At 70.8% G+C, this 17,480-nt stretch carries 15 protein-coding genes; 8 read left to right on the forward strand and 7 right to left on the reverse strand.

Translation table 11 applies throughout. The annotated features are described in order from the left end of the window. Nucleotides 1–32 precede the first annotated feature (32 nt). Entirely contained in the window at nucleotides 33–1,013 is a 981-nt protein-coding gene (locus ABGB18_RS30910) for an LLM class flavin-dependent oxidoreductase (protein WP_347699147.1), read from the forward strand. Nucleotides 1,014–1,044: 31 nt separating this feature from the next. On the opposite strand, the gene ABGB18_RS30915 is transcribed toward ABGB18_RS30910, so the two are convergent. Continuing rightward, complete coding sequence (locus ABGB18_RS30915; protein WP_347699148.1) at nucleotides 1,045–1,431, reverse strand: SCO5389 family protein; 387 nt, start codon at nucleotides 1,429–1,431, stop codon at nucleotides 1,045–1,047. An 83-nt stretch (nucleotides 1,432–1,514) separates the two neighbouring features. Continuing rightward, nucleotides 1,515–2,444 carry an ATP-binding protein gene (locus tag ABGB18_RS30920; protein WP_347699149.1) on the reverse strand — a complete coding sequence of 310 codons (930 nt, stop codon included), beginning with the start codon at nucleotides 2,442–2,444 and terminating at the stop codon, nucleotides 1,515–1,517. A gap of 67 nt (nucleotides 2,445–2,511) precedes the next feature. On the opposite strand from ABGB18_RS30920, the gene ABGB18_RS30925 reads away from it, so the two are divergent. Further along, nucleotides 2,512–2,991, forward strand: coding sequence for a tetratricopeptide repeat protein (locus tag ABGB18_RS30925; RefSeq protein ID WP_347699150.1), 480 nt, complete (start codon nucleotides 2,512–2,514; stop codon nucleotides 2,989–2,991). On the opposite strand, the gene ABGB18_RS30930 is transcribed toward ABGB18_RS30925, so the two are convergent. Continuing rightward, nucleotides 2,988–4,253, reverse strand: coding sequence for an LCP family protein (locus ABGB18_RS30930; RefSeq protein ID WP_347699151.1), 1,266 nt, complete (start codon nucleotides 4,251–4,253; stop codon nucleotides 2,988–2,990). The two genes, ABGB18_RS30925 and ABGB18_RS30930, sit on opposite strands and share 4 nt — an antisense overlap. 246 nt (nucleotides 4,254–4,499) lie before the next feature. Here ABGB18_RS30930 and ABGB18_RS30935 point away from each other — a divergent pair, with 246 nt between their 5' ends. The 3 genes from ABGB18_RS30935 to ABGB18_RS30945 all read left to right on the forward strand — a co-directional run bounded on the left by ABGB18_RS30935 (nucleotide 4,500) and on the right by ABGB18_RS30945 (nucleotide 7,657). Beyond that, a complete protein-coding gene (locus ABGB18_RS30935) occupies nucleotides 4,500–5,222 on the forward strand; it encodes a class I SAM-dependent methyltransferase (RefSeq protein ID WP_347699152.1) in 723 nt (240 codons plus the stop codon). A gap of 39 nt (nucleotides 5,223–5,261) precedes the next feature. Then, entirely contained in the window at nucleotides 5,262–6,701 is a 1,440-nt protein-coding gene (locus tag ABGB18_RS30940) for an MFS transporter (protein ID WP_347699153.1), read from the forward strand. Nucleotides 6,702–7,120: 419 nt separating this feature from the next. Then, a complete protein-coding gene (locus ABGB18_RS30945) occupies nucleotides 7,121–7,657 on the forward strand; it encodes a flavoprotein (protein WP_347699225.1) in 537 nt (178 codons plus the stop codon). A 3-nt stretch (nucleotides 7,658–7,660) separates the two neighbouring features. Here ABGB18_RS30945 and ABGB18_RS30950 read toward each other — a convergent pair whose 3' ends face one another. Continuing rightward, entirely contained in the window at nucleotides 7,661–7,798 is a 138-nt protein-coding gene (locus tag ABGB18_RS30950; protein ID WP_347699154.1) for a hypothetical protein, read from the reverse strand. Nucleotides 7,799–7,939: 141 nt separating this feature from the next. On the opposite strand from ABGB18_RS30950, the gene ABGB18_RS30955 reads away from it, so the two are divergent. Then, a complete protein-coding gene (locus ABGB18_RS30955) occupies nucleotides 7,940–8,884 on the forward strand; it encodes a serine hydrolase (protein WP_347699155.1) in 945 nt (314 codons plus the stop codon). Between the two features lie 160 nt (nucleotides 8,885–9,044). Here the strand turns inward: ABGB18_RS30955 and ABGB18_RS30960 are convergent, their stop codons facing one another. Continuing rightward, complete coding sequence (locus tag ABGB18_RS30960; protein ID WP_347699156.1) at nucleotides 9,045–9,998, reverse strand: zinc-binding dehydrogenase; 954 nt, start codon at nucleotides 9,996–9,998, stop codon at nucleotides 9,045–9,047. Between the two features lie 81 nt (nucleotides 9,999–10,079). Between ABGB18_RS30960 and ABGB18_RS30965 the strand changes: the two genes are divergently transcribed. Continuing rightward, the gene (locus ABGB18_RS30965; protein ID WP_347699157.1) at nucleotides 10,080–10,667 is read left to right on the forward strand and encodes a TetR/AcrR family transcriptional regulator; all 588 of its coding nucleotides are present in this window, start codon (nucleotides 10,080–10,082) and stop codon (nucleotides 10,665–10,667) included. A 22-nt stretch (nucleotides 10,668–10,689) separates the two neighbouring features. Here ABGB18_RS30965 and ABGB18_RS30970 read toward each other — a convergent pair whose 3' ends face one another. Further along, nucleotides 10,690–11,559, reverse strand: a complete 870-nt coding sequence (locus ABGB18_RS30970; RefSeq protein WP_347699158.1) for a LysR family transcriptional regulator — start codon at nucleotides 11,557–11,559, stop codon at nucleotides 10,690–10,692. 71 nt (nucleotides 11,560–11,630) lie between these two features. Here ABGB18_RS30970 and ABGB18_RS30975 point away from each other — a divergent pair, with 71 nt between their 5' ends. Then, entirely contained in the window at nucleotides 11,631–12,500 is an 870-nt protein-coding gene (locus ABGB18_RS30975; RefSeq protein ID WP_347699159.1) for a dihydrodipicolinate synthase family protein, read from the forward strand. A 124-nt stretch (nucleotides 12,501–12,624) separates the two neighbouring features. On the opposite strand, the gene ABGB18_RS30980 is transcribed toward ABGB18_RS30975, so the two are convergent. Beyond that, a complete protein-coding gene (locus ABGB18_RS30980) occupies nucleotides 12,625–17,454 on the reverse strand; it encodes a DNA repair ATPase (protein ID WP_347699226.1) in 4,830 nt (1,609 codons plus the stop codon). Between the last annotated feature and the right edge of the window lie 26 nt (nucleotides 17,455–17,480).

A 17,480-nucleotide genomic window follows, 5' to 3' on the forward strand; every position in this document is an offset into this window, starting at 1 on the left:
ACGAACGCGGCGGGCTCGTCACCATGGGATGAATGCGAATCGGCGTTTTCGTGCTGGCGGCGCGTTTTCCCGGCCAGGGATCCGGGCGGGTGCTGGCCGACGCGGTGGAATTGATAACGGCCGCCGAACAGGCGGGTTTCGACGACGCGTGGATCGCCGAGCACCATTTCATGTCCTATGGCGTGTGCCCGTCCGCCACCACGCTCGCGGCGGTGGCCGTCGGCAGGACCACCCGGATCGGGCTGGGTACGGCCGTGAGCGTCCTGTCCACCTGGCATCCCGTGGCGCTGGCCGAGCAGGCGGCCATGCTGCACCACCTGTCGGGCGGGCGGTTCACGCTCGGGGTCGGCAGGGGCGGGCCGTGGGTGGACCTGGAGGTGTTCGGGACCGGGATGGAGCGGTTCGAGCGGGGGTTCGGGGAGTCGCTCGACGTGCTGGTCGAGGCCCTGTCGGGGGGCCGGGTGGGGGCCGACGGGGAGTTCTTCCGGTTCAGGCAGGTCGAGGTGGTGCCGCCGGCCCGGCTGCGGCCGGTGGTGGCGTGCACGTCGGAGGCGACCGTGGGGGTGGCGGCCGCCCGGGGGTTGCCGATGTTGCTCGGCATGCACGTCGGGGATGCGGAGAAGGCCGCCCTGGTCGCGGACTACCGGGCCCGCGGGGGCAGCGCGGACGACCATGTCGCGGCGGGAGTGGCGTACGTGACCGACTCCACGGCGGCGGCCGTGCGAGAGGTCAGGGAGTCTATGCCCCGGTGGCTGGGGCCGGGGCTGGCCGGATATGTGCCGGTGGACGACCGGGTGCGGCCAATGCGAAATATTCCGGCATATGTGGATTTGCTGACTCGGATTCATCCGGTGGGGTCGGCCGGGCATTGTGCGGAAACGCTGCTCCGTACCGCGGAAATCACCGGGATCGAGCGTTTCATTCTGATGGTGGAGGGTGCCGGGGAACACCGCAGGAATGTCGAGAACATTCGGCGGTTCGGGGCCGAGGTGCTGCCGCTGCTGGCCCGGTGACCCGGGTGTGGCCGGGTCACCGGGCGGCGGTTCAGCAGTCCACCAGCTCCGGTTTCTGGTTGAGGATCTGCGCTCTCGGAGTGACGAAGTCGAGCAGGGCCTTGGTGGCCTCCGGGTCGAAGACCGCTACCCGGTGGCAGTTCTGGAAGGCCAGCCGTACCTCGAAGTGGCGCTCCAGGGCACCGCGCATCGCGTCGCTCGCCAGGCAGCGCAGGAGCTGGCCGCGGGCCTCCTCCGACGGCGGCGGCACCTGGTTGTCCGCGAACTCGGCTCCTGTCTGCTCGCGCTGCTTGACCAGCTCGCTGATCAGCGACCACGCGTAGGGCAGTGAGTCGCGTACGCACGCGACGAAGGCCGCGTCGTCGACCTCACCGGCTCTGGCCTGGTCGAGTAGATCGTTCGGAACGGTCAGCGACATGCTGTCTCCTCTCGAAAGGGATCACATTTGACGCTAGGCGGGGATGGGGGAAGCCTCCAGTCGCCTGGAGGGGGACAGTGCGGTCAAGGGCCGTAGACGAAATCCGGATCTATCTGGGCGGTTAGGTCGGTGCCGGTGCGCTCGTTGGCCCATGCGCGGGCGTTGCGCAGGTGGAACTCCGCGGCCTGGCGACCGAACCGGGCCCAGTCTTTCCGCTGGTCGTCGAGGGTCTTGCGGAGCAGGGTCAGCGCGTCGATGTTGCCGGGCTCCAGATCGCCGAGGGCGAAGTGGCGGCCCTGCTCCATGGCGCGGACGGCGGAGGAGTGCTCCATCCAGGTGAGCAGGTCGTCACCTACGTGCTCGCGCAGGAAGTCGACGTCGGACTCGCCGTGGACCTTGTTGCCGACCACGGTGAGCGCGACGTCGTAGCGGGAGGCGTAGTCGCGATATTGCCGGTAGACGCTCACGCCCTGCCGGGTGGGCTCGGCGATCAGGAAGGTCAGGTCGAAGCGGGTGAACAGGCCCGAGGCGAAGGAGTCGGCCCCGGCCGTCATGTCCACCACGACATATTCCCCCGGGCCGTCGACCAGGTGGTTGAGCAGCAGCTCCACCGCGCCGACCTTCGAGTGGTAGCAGGCCACGCCGAGGTCGTCCTCGCTGAACGGGCCGGTCGCGAGGAGGCGCGGCCCGTCCGGGGTGGCCAGCGCCCACGGGTCGGCGGCGAGGTCGTCGAAGCTCAGCAGCCTGGAGCCGCGGCCCGGCGGGGTGGTCTTGACCATGACCTCGGCGGAGGGAATGCGCGGGTTGTCGCCGCGCAGCCGGTCCTTGATCTCGGTGAGGTGGGCGCCGAGCGGCTCGGGCTGGCGGTCGAGGCCGAGCACGAGGGCCAGGTGCTGGTTGATGTCGGCGTCTATGGCGACCACCGGCCCGCCCTGCCTCGCCACGTGCCTCGCGAACAGCGCCGACATCGTCGTCTTGCCGCTGCCGCCCTTGCCGACGAACGCCACTCTCACGGCGACTCCTGGTGGGTATGAAAATCGTTTCCGTCTGGGACGGTCACCATCATGCCACACTCGGTGCATGCGTGATGTTCAGTTGGCACAGGCGGTGCGCCTGCGCGAGACGGGCGAGTTGGAGCAGGCACGGGTGTCGCTGGTCGAGTTGGCGGCCCGGCACCCCGATGACGCCGAGGTGGCCTACCAGACGGCATGGGTGCATGACGCGCTCGGGCTGGAGGCCGAGGCGGTGCCCCACTACGAGCGGGCACTGGCGGGGCAAGGGCTGAGCGCCGCCGACCGGTTGGGGGCCTTCACCGGCTTCGGGAGCACGCTACGGGTGCTCGGCAGGGTTGACGACGCGCTGGAGACGTTCCGGCGCGGGTTGCTGGAGTTCCCGGGGGATGCCGGGTTGCGGACGTTCACGGCGATGGCGCTGCACAACGCCGGCCGCTCGGGCGAGGCGGTCACGACGCTGCTCAAGGTCGTCGCCGAGTCGGACAAGGCGGGCCGCTACCGGCGCGCCATCGCCTACTACGCCGACAACCTGGACGAGACGGTCTAGCCGCAGGTCGAGTCCAGGCTGATCGGCTGGTCCGGGCTCTGGACCGCGACCGGCTTCTGGGGGTTGGCGGTCGCGGGCCTGGCCGTGGGGCGCCGCTGCTCGTCCAGGGCCTCGGCGACCTTGCGGCGGATGAGGCGCCAGTCGGGGTTGGCCGTGTCGACCAGCGGGGGCACGAAGCTGAGGCTGCGCATCTTGGTGCCCTTCATCTTCTGGGCCAGGTCCACGACCCCCGGCAGGACCTGCTGCGGGATGTCGGTGGAGATCGAGCGCTTGGTGAGCGCGGCCAGGCGTTCGAAGCTGTTGAGCACGGTCATCGGGTCGGCCTGCTTGGCGACGGCGTTGAGCAGGCACTTCTGGCGGCCCATGCGGACGTAGTCGTCGCTGTCGGTGCGGGAGCGGCCGAACCAGAGCGCCTCCTCGCCCGACAGCTTGCGGGTGCCGGCCGGGAGCAGGCCCTCGCGATACTTGCCGTACACGATGGGCTGCTTGATGGTGACGCGTACGCCGCCGATGGCGTCGATCATCTGCGCGAAGCCCTTCATGTCGATCAGGGCGTAGTAGCTCACCGGGATGCCCAGGATGTCGCCGACGGTCTGCTTGATCAGCGTCGGGCCGCGCTTGCCCTTCGGCACGCCCGGAACCAGGTCGGGGTGGTCCTCGGCGTACTGGAAGATCTCGTTGAGCAGACCCGGCGTGTCGGCGTTGCCGTCGCCGGTGAAGCCGGTCGGGAAGCGGTCCCTGGCCGGGCCGGCGGGGAGCTGGATCCGCTGGAGGTTGCGCGGCAGGCCGAACAGCACGGTCTCGCCGCTGGTGGTGTCCACACTGGCCACGGTGACGCTGTCGGTGCGTACGCCGGGCCGGCCGGGGGCCGCGTCCCCGCCGAGGAGCAGGAAGTTGACGTGCCGGGCTCCGTTCCACGGGTCGTGGGCCAGGGCCGCCTGGCCGTCGCTGGAGAACAGCGTGTTGACGACGTCCCGGGACAGGTAGGCCAGCCGGGCGGCGTAGACGGTCGGGATCAGGACCAGGCCGCACAGGGCCAGGGTCAGGGCCGTGGTCAGGAAGCGGCCGACCGTGTCCGTGCTCGGCGGGCGTACCAGGAGGAAGGACCAGACGATCACGCCGGTCCAGGCGAGTGCGAGCACCACCAGCGCCACGCTGAGCGCGATCAGCCAGCGGGGCTGGACCGCCAGCGACAGGAGATGGGAGCTGAAGGCCGTGAACAGCACCAGGATGCCGGCGAGCATCAGAAGGTACACGGCCATGAGTGTGATGCCGGTTTTGCGGCGGTCGGCGGCCACATGGGCAACCCCCCACAAAACGGCAGAACTCAGTGTCAACACGATGCTGGCTCCCAGTCCGAGTTCACGGTCTTTACCCGTCATCCCTGGTCAAACCCCCACTGCACACCCGTTCAGGTCACCTTAGTAATGCGTTGTGCGGGATTGGCGGTTCGCCGGGAAAGGGTTGGTCAATTCCCCGCCAAGTCCTTGTTGAGACATAACGTGAATGTGCGCAAGCGACACGGTAGCTATGGATTCGACGCGCCCTGGGCGCTGACCGGTCTCTTCTTCGGGGCGGTCATCCTGCTGGCCCTGGCGGCGTTCTCGTATGGCCTCGACATCCTCGCGGCGGGTGTGGCCTTCACCCTCGGCGGGCTCTACACGCTGGCCAGCGCGGCCAGCTACCTCTACACGACGCGGCGCGGCAAGTTCGTCGTCTGGGCGGCAGAGCTGCGCCGGCTGGAGGGCGACGAGCGACTGCTCGACCTCGGCTGCGGCCGGGGAGCGACGCTGATGCTCGCGGCCGGGCGGCTGGCCGGGGGGCGGGCCACCGGCGTCGACCTGTGGAGCACGAAGGACCAGTCGGGCAACAAGGAGGCGGCGACCCGGGCGAACGCCGTGGCCGAAGGCGTCTCCGACCGGGTGGAGCCGGTGACGGGCGACATGCGCGAACTGCCGTTCGGGGACGGGGCCTTCGACGTGATCGTGTCGAGCCTGGCCGTCCACAACATCCCCGACGCCGAGGGGCGCGCGCGGGCCGTGGGGGAGGCGCACCGGGTGCTGCGGCCCGGCGGGCTGCTGCTGGTGGCCGACTTCCAGCACGCGCCCGCGTACGAGGCCACGCTCCGCGAGCTCGGCGTGACCGACGTGCGCCGGCGCGATCTGGGCTGGCGGTTCTGGTACGGCGGGCCGTGGTTCAGGACGGACATGGTGGAGGCCAGGAAACCCTGATCATGTTTGCCACGCGCTTCCCGGGTATCCGTATGGGCCATGAGCGACGTGGAGACCGGCACGATAAGCACGAAAATTCCGGCTCGTCTGGATCGGCTGCCATGGTCCGGCTGGCACTGGATGATCGTCGTCGGGCTTGGCACGGTCTGGATTCTCGACGGCCTCGAAGTCACCATTGTCGGTAACCTGTCCGCGCAACTGGCCAAGCCGGGCAGCGGCCTCGACATCACCGCGGCGCAGGTCGCGGGCGTGGCCGCCGCGCTCTACGTGGCGGGGGCCTGCTCGGGGGCGCTTTTCTTCGGCTGGCTGACCGACCGGTTCGGCCGCAAGAAGCTGTTCATCGTGACGCTGATCGTCTACCTGGTGGCGACGCTGATGACGGCCTTCTCCTTCAGCGCCTGGTGGTTCTTCCTGTTCAGGTTCCTGACCGGGTTCGGGATCGGGGGCGAGTACGCGGCCATCAACTCGGCCATCGACGAGCTCATCCCGAGCCGGCACCGGGGGCGTATCGACATCCTGATCAACGGCAGTTACTGGCTCGGCGCGGCCGGCGGCGCACTGCTTACCGTGCCGCTGCTGAACGACCTGCCGGTCAACATCGGCTGGCGGGTGGCGTTCGGCCTGGGCGTGGTGCTGGGGCTGGCCATTCTGCTGGTCCGCCGCAACGTGCCGGAGAGCCCGCGCTGGCTGTTCATCCACGGCCGGGACCAGGAGGCCGAGGGGATCGTCGGCGACATCGAGAAGCGGGTCGGCGGGGACCTGCCGGAGCCTGCGCAGCCGACGACCGTGCACCAGCGCAAGTCGATCGGCTTCCTGCGCATCGCGCACACCATGGTCGCGCTCTACCCCAAGCGCACGGTGCTGGGGCTGTCGCTCTTCATCGGGCAGGCCTTCCTCTACAACGCCATCACCTTCGGGTACGCGCAGATCCTGGCCATGTTCTTCAAGATCGACACGCACACGGGCTACTACTTCGCGGTGATCGCGGTCGGGAACTTCCTGGGCCCGCTGCTGCTCGGCCCGCTCTTCGACACGGTCGGCAGGATCCCGATGATCTCGGCCACGTACATCGGCTCCGGGCTGCTCCTGCTGGGCACGGCCTGGCTGTTCGCGCAGGGCTCGCTCACCGCGGTCACGCTGACCGCGTGCTGGTCGGTGGTGCTGTTCGTGGCCTCGGCGGGGGCCAGTTCGGCCTACCTGACGGTCAGCGAGATCTTCCCGATGGAGACCAGGGCCATGGCCATCGCGTTCTTCTTCGCGGTCGGCACCGCCGCCGGCGGCATCACGGGCCCGCTGCTCTTCGCCTCGCTGGTGGAGACCGGGGTGCCGGGGGACACAGCGCTGGCGTTCGCGATCGGCGCGGCGGTGATGATCGTCGCAGGGCTGGTCGAGCTGTTCCTCGGGGTCAAGGCCGAGCGCAGGGGCCTGGAGGCCATCGCGCCGCCGCTCACCTCGGCTGAGGTGTCCAAAGCCGCATGACGTTGAGTGTGTGCGGAGTCTATGAGTTGCGGGCAATTTTCTGATTATTCGGCGAAGGGAGTCGGCCGGTTGAACGGCTTTCGTATTGGTGCATGGGCTAATCTGGCACGGACACGGGAAGGGCCCTTGTGACCGGCATATCGAATTGGGGCCCCGGTGTGTGCGGGCTCAGTTCGCCGCAGGCTACGCGGCTGGCTGAGCCCGCAGCTGTTGAGGAGCCGGTCCAGCGGTGACCGCTTCTCCGCGTCGAACTCCTCCGTGGTGCCGCCCAATATTCTCCCGTTATGGTGGGTGTAGTTGCCGGCGAGGGCGGCTAAATCGTAGTGAATGACGATTTATGTGCATTTATCTGTCGGTAGCGTGTGCCGTATGGAATTCCATTTGTCGTCAGCATCCCTGAGGGTTGTCACGTGACCGAAATGCCGGGCAAAGTGCTCTACCTTGTCGTGTGCGCGGCCGGGCCGGCCGCCGAGGTCGGCCGGCTCGTGGGCCTGGCCCAGGCGGCGGGGTGGGTCGTCCAGATCGTCGCCACGCCGTCGGCGCTGGACTTCATCGACGTGGCCGACTTGGAGCGGCGGACCGGTCGCCCCGTGCGTAGCCGGTATCGCAAGCCGGACGAGCCGAAGCCGCCGCGGGCCGATGCGATCATCGTCGCGCCCGCCACGTACAACACGATCAACAAGTTCGCCCTCGGCATCGCCGACACCTACGCCCTGGGGGTGCTCGCTGAGGCGCCCGGGCTCGGCATCCCGGTCGTGGTGCTGCCCTTCGTCAACCGTGCCCTGGCCGCCCGTACGGCTTTCCGGCGCAGCGTCGAGGAGTTGCGGGCCGACGGCGTACGCGTGCTGATCGGCCCGGGCCGTTTCGAGCCCCACGAGCCGAGCACCGGCGCCGACAACTTCGACGCCTACCCCTGGGAGTCGGCACTGGCGGAACTCGCCGCACAGCTCTCGTAACGCTCAGGCCGCCCAGGCCGCCAGCAGGTCCTCCGGGCGCCAGAGCTGCCGCAGCGGGAGCCCGGGCTCCGCGCCCGCGCGCGAGACGGCGATCCGGCGCGTGGTGGCGGTCGTGCCGGGGACGGAGAATTCGACCACCATGACGCGGCTCCAAAGTATGACTGCATCTAAGTAAGACTCAATCTTACTTAGACGGCGGCTACCTTCCCGCGAAATTGTGCCTGACACCCTGTGAGGAGATATGCCAGGATGTGCCGACTTCCGGGGAGGAATATCGTGGCGATGACTGAGCGGATCGATGCGGTCCTGCGTTCGGGCAAGGCTCCCAACCTGCACGGGCTCGTGGTGAGGCGGAGCGGGAACGTTGTTCTGGAGTGGTACGGGGCCGGGGCGGATCACCGGCTGGGCGAGTCGCTGGGGCATGTCGAGTTCGGCCGGGACACGCTGCACGACGTGCGGTCGGTGTCCAAGAGCGTGGTGGCGCTGCTGTACGGGATCGCGCTGGGCGAGGGGCTGGTGCCGGAGCCGGGGGAGGGATTGGTTCGGCAGTTCCCGGAATATGCGGATTTGGTGGAGGATCTCGGGCGGGCTCACCTGACCATCGAGCACGCGCTGACCATGACGCTCGGGCTCGACTGGACCGAGGACGCGCCCTACACGAGCACGGCCAACAGCGAGATCGCCATGGAGCTGGCCCCGGACCGCTACCGGTACGTGCTGGAGCGGCCCGTCGTCGAGGCGGCGGGGAAGCGGTGGAACTACTGCGGCGGGGCCACGGCGCTGATCGGGGGGATCATCGAGCGGGGCACCGGCAGGCCACTGGAGGAGTACGCGGCCGGTGTGCTCTTCCAGCCGCTCGGGGTCGAGGACTTCCAGTGGAGCAAGGGGAAAGACGGGCTGGCGATGGCCGCCGCCGGGTTGCGGCTGCGGCCCGTCGATCTGGCCGCCGTCGGGCAGCTCGTGCTCGACGGCGGGCGGGGGATCGTGCCCGGTGGGTGGCTCCAGGAGATGCTGCGGCCCCGGGTGGTGATCGCGGACGGATTCGAGTACGGCTACCACTGGTACGTGAGCACCGGGGACCGTCACTGGGTGGAGGCGATCGGGAACGGCGGGCAGCGGCTGCTCGTGGTTCCCGGTGAGGAACTGGTGGTCGCCATCACGGCCGGGGAGTACGAGCAGGAGCAGACCAGCGCCACGGCCGTGCTCGACGCCATCCTGGACAGGTGAACCCGACCCGGGCACCGGAATCACGGAATGGTGCCAAGGGTCCGGTTTCGAGTCGCCCTGCGGTCAGAGGGTGAGTTCCCCGGGCCGAACCCGTGATCAGGGGATGAGCCCGGGTTCGTTCCTCGCCCTGGTCAGAGGATGAGCCCGGGTTTGGTCCTGGTCAGGGGATGAGGAGGACCCGGCCGGTGAGGGTGCGGCTTTCCACGAGGCGGTGGGCTTCGGCGGCCTCTTCCAGCGGCAGCGTGCGGTCGATACGCGCGCTGCTCCGCCCGGCGGCGAGCCGCGCCAGCATCGCCGGATAGTGCGTCTCGAAGACCTCGCTGGCCCATCCCGGCCCGCCGCAGCCGACGATCGTCACCCCGCGTTCCATGAGGTCGGCGGCCGTGATGGCGGCCGGCTCACCGCTCAGCTGCCCATAGGTGAGCATGCGCCCCGAGCCGGGCGTGAGGTGGTCGAGCACTCGTCGTGCCGTCGTGCCGCCGATGGATTCGAAGGCCACGTCCACGTCCGGCAACTCGTCGGGCCAGCCGGGGTCACTGTGGTCGAGCACGAGGTCGGCCCCGAGGGCGGCGGCGCGGTCCCGGTTGGCGGCCGAGCCGGCCGTGGCGATCACGAATTTCGCCCCGAACTCCTTCGCGTGCTTCACGAGAAGGCTCCCCGCCGTACCGCTGCCCGCCTCCACCAGCACGGTCTGCCCGCCGTCGAGCCGGGCCCGGTGCAGCAGCGCCAGGGACACCGCGCCGGGCGCCGCCGCGGCCAGCGCGTCCGCCGGCGCCACGCCTTCCGGCACCGGGCAGGTCATGGTGACGGGCAGCGTCGCGTACTCGGCGTACGCTCCGATCCCGCCGGTCACCCCGACGATCGTGCTCCCGAGCAGCTTGGGGTCCACTCCCTCGCCCACCTCGACCACCTCGCCGGCCGCCTCGGCGCCCGGCACGACGGGCAGCGGCACCGGGAACTCCAGCACCCCCGCTCTGACCTGCGTTTCGCCGTAGCTGACGCCGACGGCAAGGGTACGGATGAGGACCTGGCCCGCGCCCGGACGCGGGCGTGGCACGTCGGCCACCTCAAGCCGCTCGGGGCCGCCCTTGCCGGTCAGGACGATCGCGCGCATGTGACTCCTTCGATACTGAACCTTTGGTCCAGTTAATATATGGACCACTGGTCAAGTTTGTCCATGGGACAGAATGACCGGATGGAACGTCGAGAGCGGGCCGACGCCGCGCGCAACCGGCAGGCGATCCTGCGGGCGGCCGAGGAACTGCTGCGGCGGCACCCGCCCGAGCAGGTCTCCGTCGAGCGGGTCGCGGCCGCCGCCGGGGTGGGCAAGGGGACGGTCTTCCACCGGTTCGGCAGCCGGGCGGGGCTCATGGTGGAGCTCATGGCCGAGCGGGCACGTGAGCTGGAGCAGGCCGTCGCCGTCGGGCCGCCGCCGCTCGGCCCGGGTGCGGAGCCGGTCGAGCGGCTGGTCGCGTTCCTCGCGGCGGTCGCCGAGCTGGGCTCGCGCAACGGCAACCTGATGGCGGCCCACGAGCACGCCATGGTCACCAGGAAGGCCGCGGAGACGCCCAGGGAGGCCAATCCGATCTACGTGTACTGGCACGGGCACGTCTCCGGGCTGATCGCCGAGGCGCGGCCCGATCTGGACGCCGAGCTGATCGCGCACATGCTGCTCGGCACGCTGCACATGGAGCCGATCGCGAGCCAGTTGCGGGCGGGCGAGCACAAGCGGCTCGCCGCCGGCTTCGCCGCGCTGGTCAGGAGCCTGCTGGGCGATGGGTAGACAACCGTCGCGCAAGGGGGAGTTACACGGGTAGGTGCGGGACGGCGGTGTGGAAGGCGGTGACGGCCGCCCGGATCGCCGGGTGCTCGCCGTACCCCCTTCTGAAGGCGGCCAGGGTGCGGCGGCTGAGGGGCAGGCGGGTGAGGCGCACCCCGGTCGGGGGGTCGGTGGCCGCCAGGCGGGGGACGATCGCGACGCCCTGACCGGCCGCGGCGAAGGCGAGCACGGTGTCGAAGTCGTCGATGTGATGCCGTACGAGCGGCTCGAACCCGGCGGCCTGGCAGGCCCTGACCGCCATCGTGTGGCAGAGGGTGCCGGGCTTGTTGGTGATCCACGCGTCGGTCCGGGCGGCGGCGATCGTGGGGCGGCCGGTGAGGTACATCGGCTCGGTGAACAGCGGATCCGTCTCGATGGAGGCGTCGGTGACCGGCGGCACGAAGTCGTATTCGTGCACCAGCGCCACATCCAGCTCACCCGCCCGCAGCGCGGCCGAGACGTCGGCGGGGTCGATCTCGGCGACCATCGGCTCCAACCCGGGGTGCGCGCCCGTCAGGGCGGCGAGCGCGGGCGGCAGCAGCACGCGGGCCGCCGTCGGGAACGCGCCGATCCGCAGCGGCCCGGACGGCCCGCCCCGCGCGCCGGCCAGCGCCGCCGCGGCGCGGTCGAGTTGCTCCAGTACAGCCTGCGCGTGCTCCACCAGCAGCAGCCCCGCGGGCGTCAGGGTCACGGTGCGGCCGGTACGCTCCAGCAGCGGCACGCCGGCCTCCCGCTCCAGGGCGCTGAGCTGCTGGGAGACGGCGGACGGGGTGAAGGTGACCGCCTGCGCGACGGCGGCGATGGTGCCCCGCCTGGCCAGTTCGCGGAGCAGGTGGAGCTTGCGTGGGTCGAGCATAAGTCGAGCTTAAGCTCAAGCGTAGAAATCCGTGCTGGACCTAACGAGTCTGTGCGGGGCACGCTCGAAACATGCTGAGAGGACTGCACGTACCGCTGGTCACCCCGTTCGACGCTGCCGGGCGGGTGGCCGCCGACGCCGTCGAGAAGCTCGCCTGCCACGTGCTCGACCAGGGCGCGGCCGGGCTGGTCGCGCTCGGGACCACCGCCGAGGTGGCCGCGCTCGAACCGGAGGAGCGGGCGCGGGTGGTCGACATCTGCGCGCGGGTCTGCGCGGAGCAGCAGGCGCTGCTGACGGTGGGCGTGACCGGGAACGACACGCGTTCGACCGCCCGTGCGCTGCGCGACCTGCCCGAGGGGGCCGGGGCCGCGCTGGTGACCGTCCCGTACTTCCTGCGGCCGGGGGAGCGCGGCGTGGCGGCGCACTTCGAGGCGCTGGCGGAGGAGACGCGGGTGCCGCTGGTGATCTACCACGTCCCGTACCGGACCTCGCAGCCGGTCGGGGCGGCGACGTTGCGGCGGCTCGGGGCGCATCCGATGATCGCCGGGGTGAAGTACGCGGTCGGCGGCATCGACCAGGAGACGGTGGACCTGCTCGGTGACCTGCCCGGCGGGTTCGAGGTGCTGGGCGGGGACGACGCGCTCGTCTCGCCGCTGCTCGCGCTGGGGGCCGCGGGCGCGATCCTGGCCTCCGCGCATGTGGACACCAGGGGCTTCGCCGACCTGGTGGCCGCCTGGCACGAGGGCGACGTGGGCCGGGCCAGGGCGCTCGGGCACCGGCTGGCCAGGCTGTCGGCCGCGCTCTTCGCCGAGCCGAACCCCACCGTGATCAAGGGCGTCCTGCGCGCCCAGGGCCTGATCCCGACCCCGGACGTGCGGCTGCCACTGCTCCCCGCCGACCCCGCCGCCGTGTCACAGGCCCTCCGGGCGGCGACCGCGTAACCCCGGCCGGCGCCGCGCTCACCGCGACAGCGGCCACGCGGACCCGGACACCACCCTGACCGGCGCCGCGGTCATCGCGACAGCGGCCACGGGGGCTCGGATACCGCTGTGACCGGCGCGCGCCTCAACGGTCGGAGTCCCGGATCGCCGAGCCGACCTCGCGGACCCGGTCCGCCAGGAGGCCCAGGGCGCCCACCGCCCGGGTCATCGGGTCGTCCTGGGCGCCTCCGAGGGCCTTGGCACGGAGGTAGGCGGCCTTGACCTCCGTCCAGCGTGCGGCCTGGGCCGGGGTGAGGCGGCCGCGTAGTTCGGCCAGTTTGAGCAGGTTGGCCTCGGCGTCGGCGGTCAGGGTCTGGGCCTCGCCCAGGTAGTGGTCGTCCAGGACCGCTTCCAGCTCGGCGTCGTTCATGGCGGGGACGATGCGCTCGGCCAGCTTGTTCATGTTGCGGTAGGAGCCCTGCAGCCGGTACGGCGGCTCGGTACGGGCGGCGTCGGACTGGGCGGCCGAGGCGATGTAGGCCCGGTTGTTGGCCAGCACGACCTCCTGGACGCGCACCAGCTTGGCCAGCACGCTGAGGATCTGGTCCAGCTCCGGCTTGCCGTACGGGTGCCCGAGCTGGTCCGGCCGGACCGTCGGGTCGCCCTTGGCGAGTCGTACCAGGAGCTCCACGTCGGCGCGGTCGCGGCCGGCCAGGGGCGCGAGGACGGGGTTGGAGGTGAGGGCGTTGTCCACGTAGCTCAGCGCGAACAGCTCGTCCTTGCCCGACAGGACGTCACCCAGGTTCCACACGTCGGCCCGGTTGGCCAGCATGTCGGGGATGCGGAACCGGGTGCCCGACTCGGTGTACGGATTGCCCGCCATGCACACCGCGAACCGCTTGCCACGCAGGTCGTATGTCCGGGTGCGGCCGTTCCAGACCCCCTCGATGCGGCGCTGGGCGTCGCACAGGGAGATGAACTTCTGTAGCAGCTCCGGCGAGGTGTGCTGGATGTCGTCCAGGTAGAGCAGTGTGTTGTTGCCCGCCTCCAGCGCGAACGAGATCTTCTCCACCTCCTGCCTGGCCGTCGCGTCGGGCGCGTCCGCCGGGTCCAGCGAGGTCACCTCGTGGCCCAGGGCGGGACCGTTGACCTTGACGAACATCAGGCCGAGGCGGCTCGCGACATATTCCATCAGGGTCGTCTTGCCGTAGCCGGGCGGCGAGATGAGCAGCAGCAGGCCCATCTGGTCGGTACGCTTGCCCGCGCCCGCCGCGCCGAGCTGCTTGGCCAGGTTGTCACCGATCAGCGGCAGGTACACCTCGTCGAGCAGGCGGTTGCGCACGAAGGCGCTCATGACCTTGGGCTTGTACTCCTCCAGCCGCAGCCGGCGCCGCTCGGCCTCGACCAGCTCGCTCCGGCGGCGCTGGTATTCGCGGTAGGCCGGGACGCGCTCCCGCTCGAACGTACGCGTCCTGGTGAGGATCTCGTCGATCCTGATCTCCAGCCTGCGGTTCTGGATGCGGGGGTGGGCGCCGAGCAGGCCGTCCACGGTCACGGCCAGGGCGGCGCTGGACTCGTGCCGGGGAAGGTCGCACAGCTGTACGGCGACCGCCTCGGCCGTCTCCGGGCCCCGGTGGTAGGCGGCCAGCCACGCCTGCGCGAGCTGGAGGCGCTCGGGCAGGGGTACGGCCTTGAGATCCTCCTCGAACTCGCGTGTCCTGACCGGCCCCAGCTCCTGCCGGAACCCGTCGAGCACCTCGCGCGCCGCCTTGCTGGTCACGAACCCGAGGGGGGCACCCCCGAGCTCCTCGACCAGATACTCCCCAGCCGACCCGGCCACCGCAGCCGCGCCCAGCTCCGCCGTGAACTCGGTGATCAGCCCGCCCAGCTCCGCAGCCAGTGCGTCCAGGGCGGGCGGGCGGCCGAAGACCGTGCGAGCCCGGGACAGCGACACGGCGCGGGTGGCGAATGTTTTACGTGAAACCTCCGTCAGGCCGAACGCCCAGAAGAGCTGGGCCGCCGCCCGCACCTCGGCCGGGAAGCGCAGAAGCCCGGCGCCCGCCCGCAACCGCATCAGGGCGTCCAGGATGGCCGTGGCGTCGTGGTCGTGCACCCCGCGCTCGTATCCCTCGTCGTACCGGTCCGAGGCCGCCTGGCGTACCAGGTCGGCGAGGGAAGTGCCGGGGGCGGCCGAGTCCAGCAGCGACGTGGCCAGGTATTCGGCGCGGTAGACCTGCGGCGTCTCCGAGACCAGGAGCTGGTCCCAGAACGGGCGGGTGTCGGCGAACGACTCGGGGACGGGCGAGCGGTAGTCGGTGCCGGTGATCGCGAAGTGCATCGAGTGGTCGTGCGGCACCAGCGTCAGGTCGATGGGCTGGGTGTTGACGGCGAAGTGGTGGTGGCCCAGCCGCAGCGTCGCGCCGCCGTCGGTGAAGAGGTCCAGGCGGTCCCTGAGCGCCCGCCCGGCCTCCTGCTGGGCCGCCTTGATCCGGCCTTCGAGCTCCTCCGCCCGTACGGCGTCGCCGAGCGAGCGCAGCTCCCCGGCGGTCGAGCGCACCTTGGCCACCATGGGGTCGGTCGCGAAGTAGGTGTTGATCTCGTCCGGCGAGGCGAGCGAGGCCAGCCGCCGGGTGATGCCGCCCAGGACGCGCTCGGCGGAGCCGAAAAGCCGGTCGGCGCGCCGGGCCAGGGCGTCGAGCTGGGTCTGCTTGCGGGCCGAGAACGCCTCGTAGACGTCCTCCCGCTTGGCCGACAACTGCGCGGCGAAGTCGTCGAACTCGCCGAAACGCGACTCCAGCCCCTCAAGCTGGAGCAGCAGCCGGCCAAGCTGCTCGTCGCACTTGTCGGGAGTGTCGGCCATCGCCAGCGCGCCCGTGATGGCCTGGCCCAGCAGCGCGAACTCGGCGGCGAAGGCCGCCCGGCCCTCCGTGCCCAGCAGCTCGCGCCGGCGGCCGTCCAGCACGGCCCTGGCCCGGTTCACCCCGCCGAGCACCTCGGCGATCCGAGCCAGGATGGAGGTGCGCAGGGTGGCGTCGGCGATGTCCAGCGAGCCGACCACCTCCGTCACCACCTCCAGCCCCTCGCCCTGTTCGGCCAGCCGGTCCGCGATGGGGGCGGCCTCGGCGACCGTGCCGATGGCGGCCGCGTCGGCGGCCAGCCGCTCCACCGCGGCGTGGTAGCCGGTGAACGCCTCCGCGCCCGCCAGGAAGGCCACCGCCCGCCGGCCCGCCGAGGCCAGCTCGTCCGCCACAGAGGCGGCCAGCGTGTCCAGCGCGGCCAGGTCGATGTGGCGGACCTCGCGCAGCGTCATCAGCCGGCCCTGAGCCCTGCGCAGCGTGGCCAGGGTGGTGACCCAGGCGTCGGCGGTGTCCGGGTCGCCGGCGGCGGACCGGCGTACGAGCTGGGTGGTCTCCTCCTGCGCCGCGGCGAGCTCCCGCGCGGCCTGGCGGGTGAGCTGCTCGACGTTCTCGTACTCTTCGAGGACCTGCTCGGCGGTGGCGCGCACGTCGGCCAGCGGCGCGCGCAGCCCGTGCTCGCCGAGCCAGTGGTAGGAGTCGAAGGCCCGGGTGCAGGCCGCGATCAGCCCCTCGAACGTACCGGTGGACGGCGCCATCTCCGCGATCATGCGGGTGACGGACAGGCAGTCCGAGATGCCGCGTACCAGCTCGGCGTTGCCGATGCGCTCCAGGGGGCCGGTCCCGGCGGGCTGGGCGGCGGCGTAGGTGTCCGACACGAACGGTGTCTGCCACACCTGCATCGGGTGGACCCGGGTCGGCTCCTCAGAGGTGGCCCGGAAGACCACCATCGTGCCGTCGTCGAACAGCGAGTACCCGTGGCAGACGATGGGGTTGGCCACCTCCTTCCTGATCACGTTGTACGGCAGCAGCAACGAGCGCCCGTCACCCGCGGCGTGGAAGACGTACAGGACGTCCTCGCCGTTGGGCGAGCGCACCACCCGCTCGAACTCCAGGTCCGCCACGTCCGTCTCGAACGTCTTGCTGAGCCCGGTCGCCAGGTAGTAGCCGCCGGGGAAGATCAGCCCCTGGTCCTCGGGGAGCCGCCGGCACGCCTGCCCGATGCCGTCGAGCCGTACCACCGCCTTGGTACGGGTGTTGAAGACCAGGTGCCGCCACCCGCTCTCCTTGTACGGCCTGATGCGCAGGAGGATGAGCGGCCCCACGCGAGCGTACTCGACGTCGGCGTCCGCCAGGCTCTGCAGGGGCTCGGTGACCGGCTCGGCGTAGATCCCGGCGCCGGTCTCCGTGTTGTCCTCGATCTTGATGGTGAGGTCGCCGCCCACCGTCTCGACGAACACCTCGCCGCCGATGGAGATGTGCGGGTGGCGGCCGAGCACGTGGTCGTCGCGGGTGGTCGCGGTCCACTCGAAGTCGTGCGCCGGGGGGAGGACGTGGTCCCGCTCCCCCCTGTTGTCCTGATATTTCGGGACCCCGTCGTTGCTGACCGTCCAGCGCAGCACCCGCTGGTCCGCCGGCCCGGTCTGGAACACCGCCAGCAGCCTGTCCTCCACCCGCCGGAGCCGCCGCAGCCGCGTCTCCTTGTAATAGCGGTAGAGCTCGGCGAAGTCCTTGCCGAAGGCCGGGTCGTCCAGCGTCTCCAGCCGGTCCGGGTCGAACCGGAACGCCTCCCCGTCCCTGGAGAACCGGTGCACCGCGAACACGTCGGCCACCGTCGTCTCCGGCTTGAGCCCGATGAAGACGTTGTAGCCGAACAGCATCACGTCACCCAGGGAGACGATGTCCCTGGGGACGCAGTTGTTCTCGGTGCGGATCCGCTCGGTGCCGAGCAGTCGCAGCTCCGCGCCGCCGAAGACGCCCAGCCGCGCCGTGTTGAGCGCCTCGGCCGCCGCGGTCAGGGCCTTGGCCTGGACCTGGAGCCGGTTCCTGAGGACCTCGTAGGTCCCCGCCGCCAGCTCCGCCGCCAGCTCCGCCGCCGGCTCCGTCTCCGCCACGGTCACAGGCCCGGTGGTCCGCTTGCTCACCG

It is taken from the genome of Nonomuraea sp. B12E4, from assembly GCF_039871825.1.
Lineage (GTDB): Bacteria > Actinomycetota > Actinomycetes > Streptosporangiales > Streptosporangiaceae > Nonomuraea.

Bases quoted from the DNA above. Each gene is read 5' to 3' on its own strand.
- ABGB18_RS30910 (WP_347699147.1), top strand. From the start codon at position 33: ATGCGAATCGGCGTTTTCGTGCTGGCGGCGCGTTTTCCCGGCCAGGGA.
- ABGB18_RS30915 (WP_347699148.1), bottom strand. From the start codon at position 1,431: ATGTCGCTGACCGTTCCGAACGATCTACTCGACCAGGCCAGAGCCGGT.
- ABGB18_RS30925 (WP_347699150.1), top strand. From the start codon at position 2,512: ATGCGTGATGTTCAGTTGGCACAGGCGGTGCGCCTGCGCGAGACGGGC.
- ABGB18_RS30930 (WP_347699151.1), bottom strand. From the start codon at position 4,253: ATGGCCGTGTACCTTCTGATGCTCGCCGGCATCCTGGTGCTGTTCACG.
- ABGB18_RS30940 (WP_347699153.1), top strand. From the start codon at position 5,262: ATGAGCGACGTGGAGACCGGCACGATAAGCACGAAAATTCCGGCTCGT.
- ABGB18_RS30945 (WP_347699225.1), top strand. From the start codon at position 7,121: ATGCCGGGCAAAGTGCTCTACCTTGTCGTGTGCGCGGCCGGGCCGGCC.
- ABGB18_RS30950 (WP_347699154.1), bottom strand. From the start codon at position 7,798: ATGGTGGTCGAATTCTCCGTCCCCGGCACGACCGCCACCACGCGCCGG.
- ABGB18_RS30955 (WP_347699155.1), top strand. From the start codon at position 7,940: ATGACTGAGCGGATCGATGCGGTCCTGCGTTCGGGCAAGGCTCCCAAC.
- ABGB18_RS30960 (WP_347699156.1), bottom strand. From the start codon at position 9,998: ATGCGCGCGATCGTCCTGACCGGCAAGGGCGGCCCCGAGCGGCTTGAG.
- ABGB18_RS30965 (WP_347699157.1), top strand. From the start codon at position 10,080: ATGGAACGTCGAGAGCGGGCCGACGCCGCGCGCAACCGGCAGGCGATC.
- ABGB18_RS30970 (WP_347699158.1), bottom strand. From the start codon at position 11,559: ATGCTCGACCCACGCAAGCTCCACCTGCTCCGCGAACTGGCCAGGCGG.
- ABGB18_RS30975 (WP_347699159.1), top strand. From the start codon at position 11,631: ATGCTGAGAGGACTGCACGTACCGCTGGTCACCCCGTTCGACGCTGCC.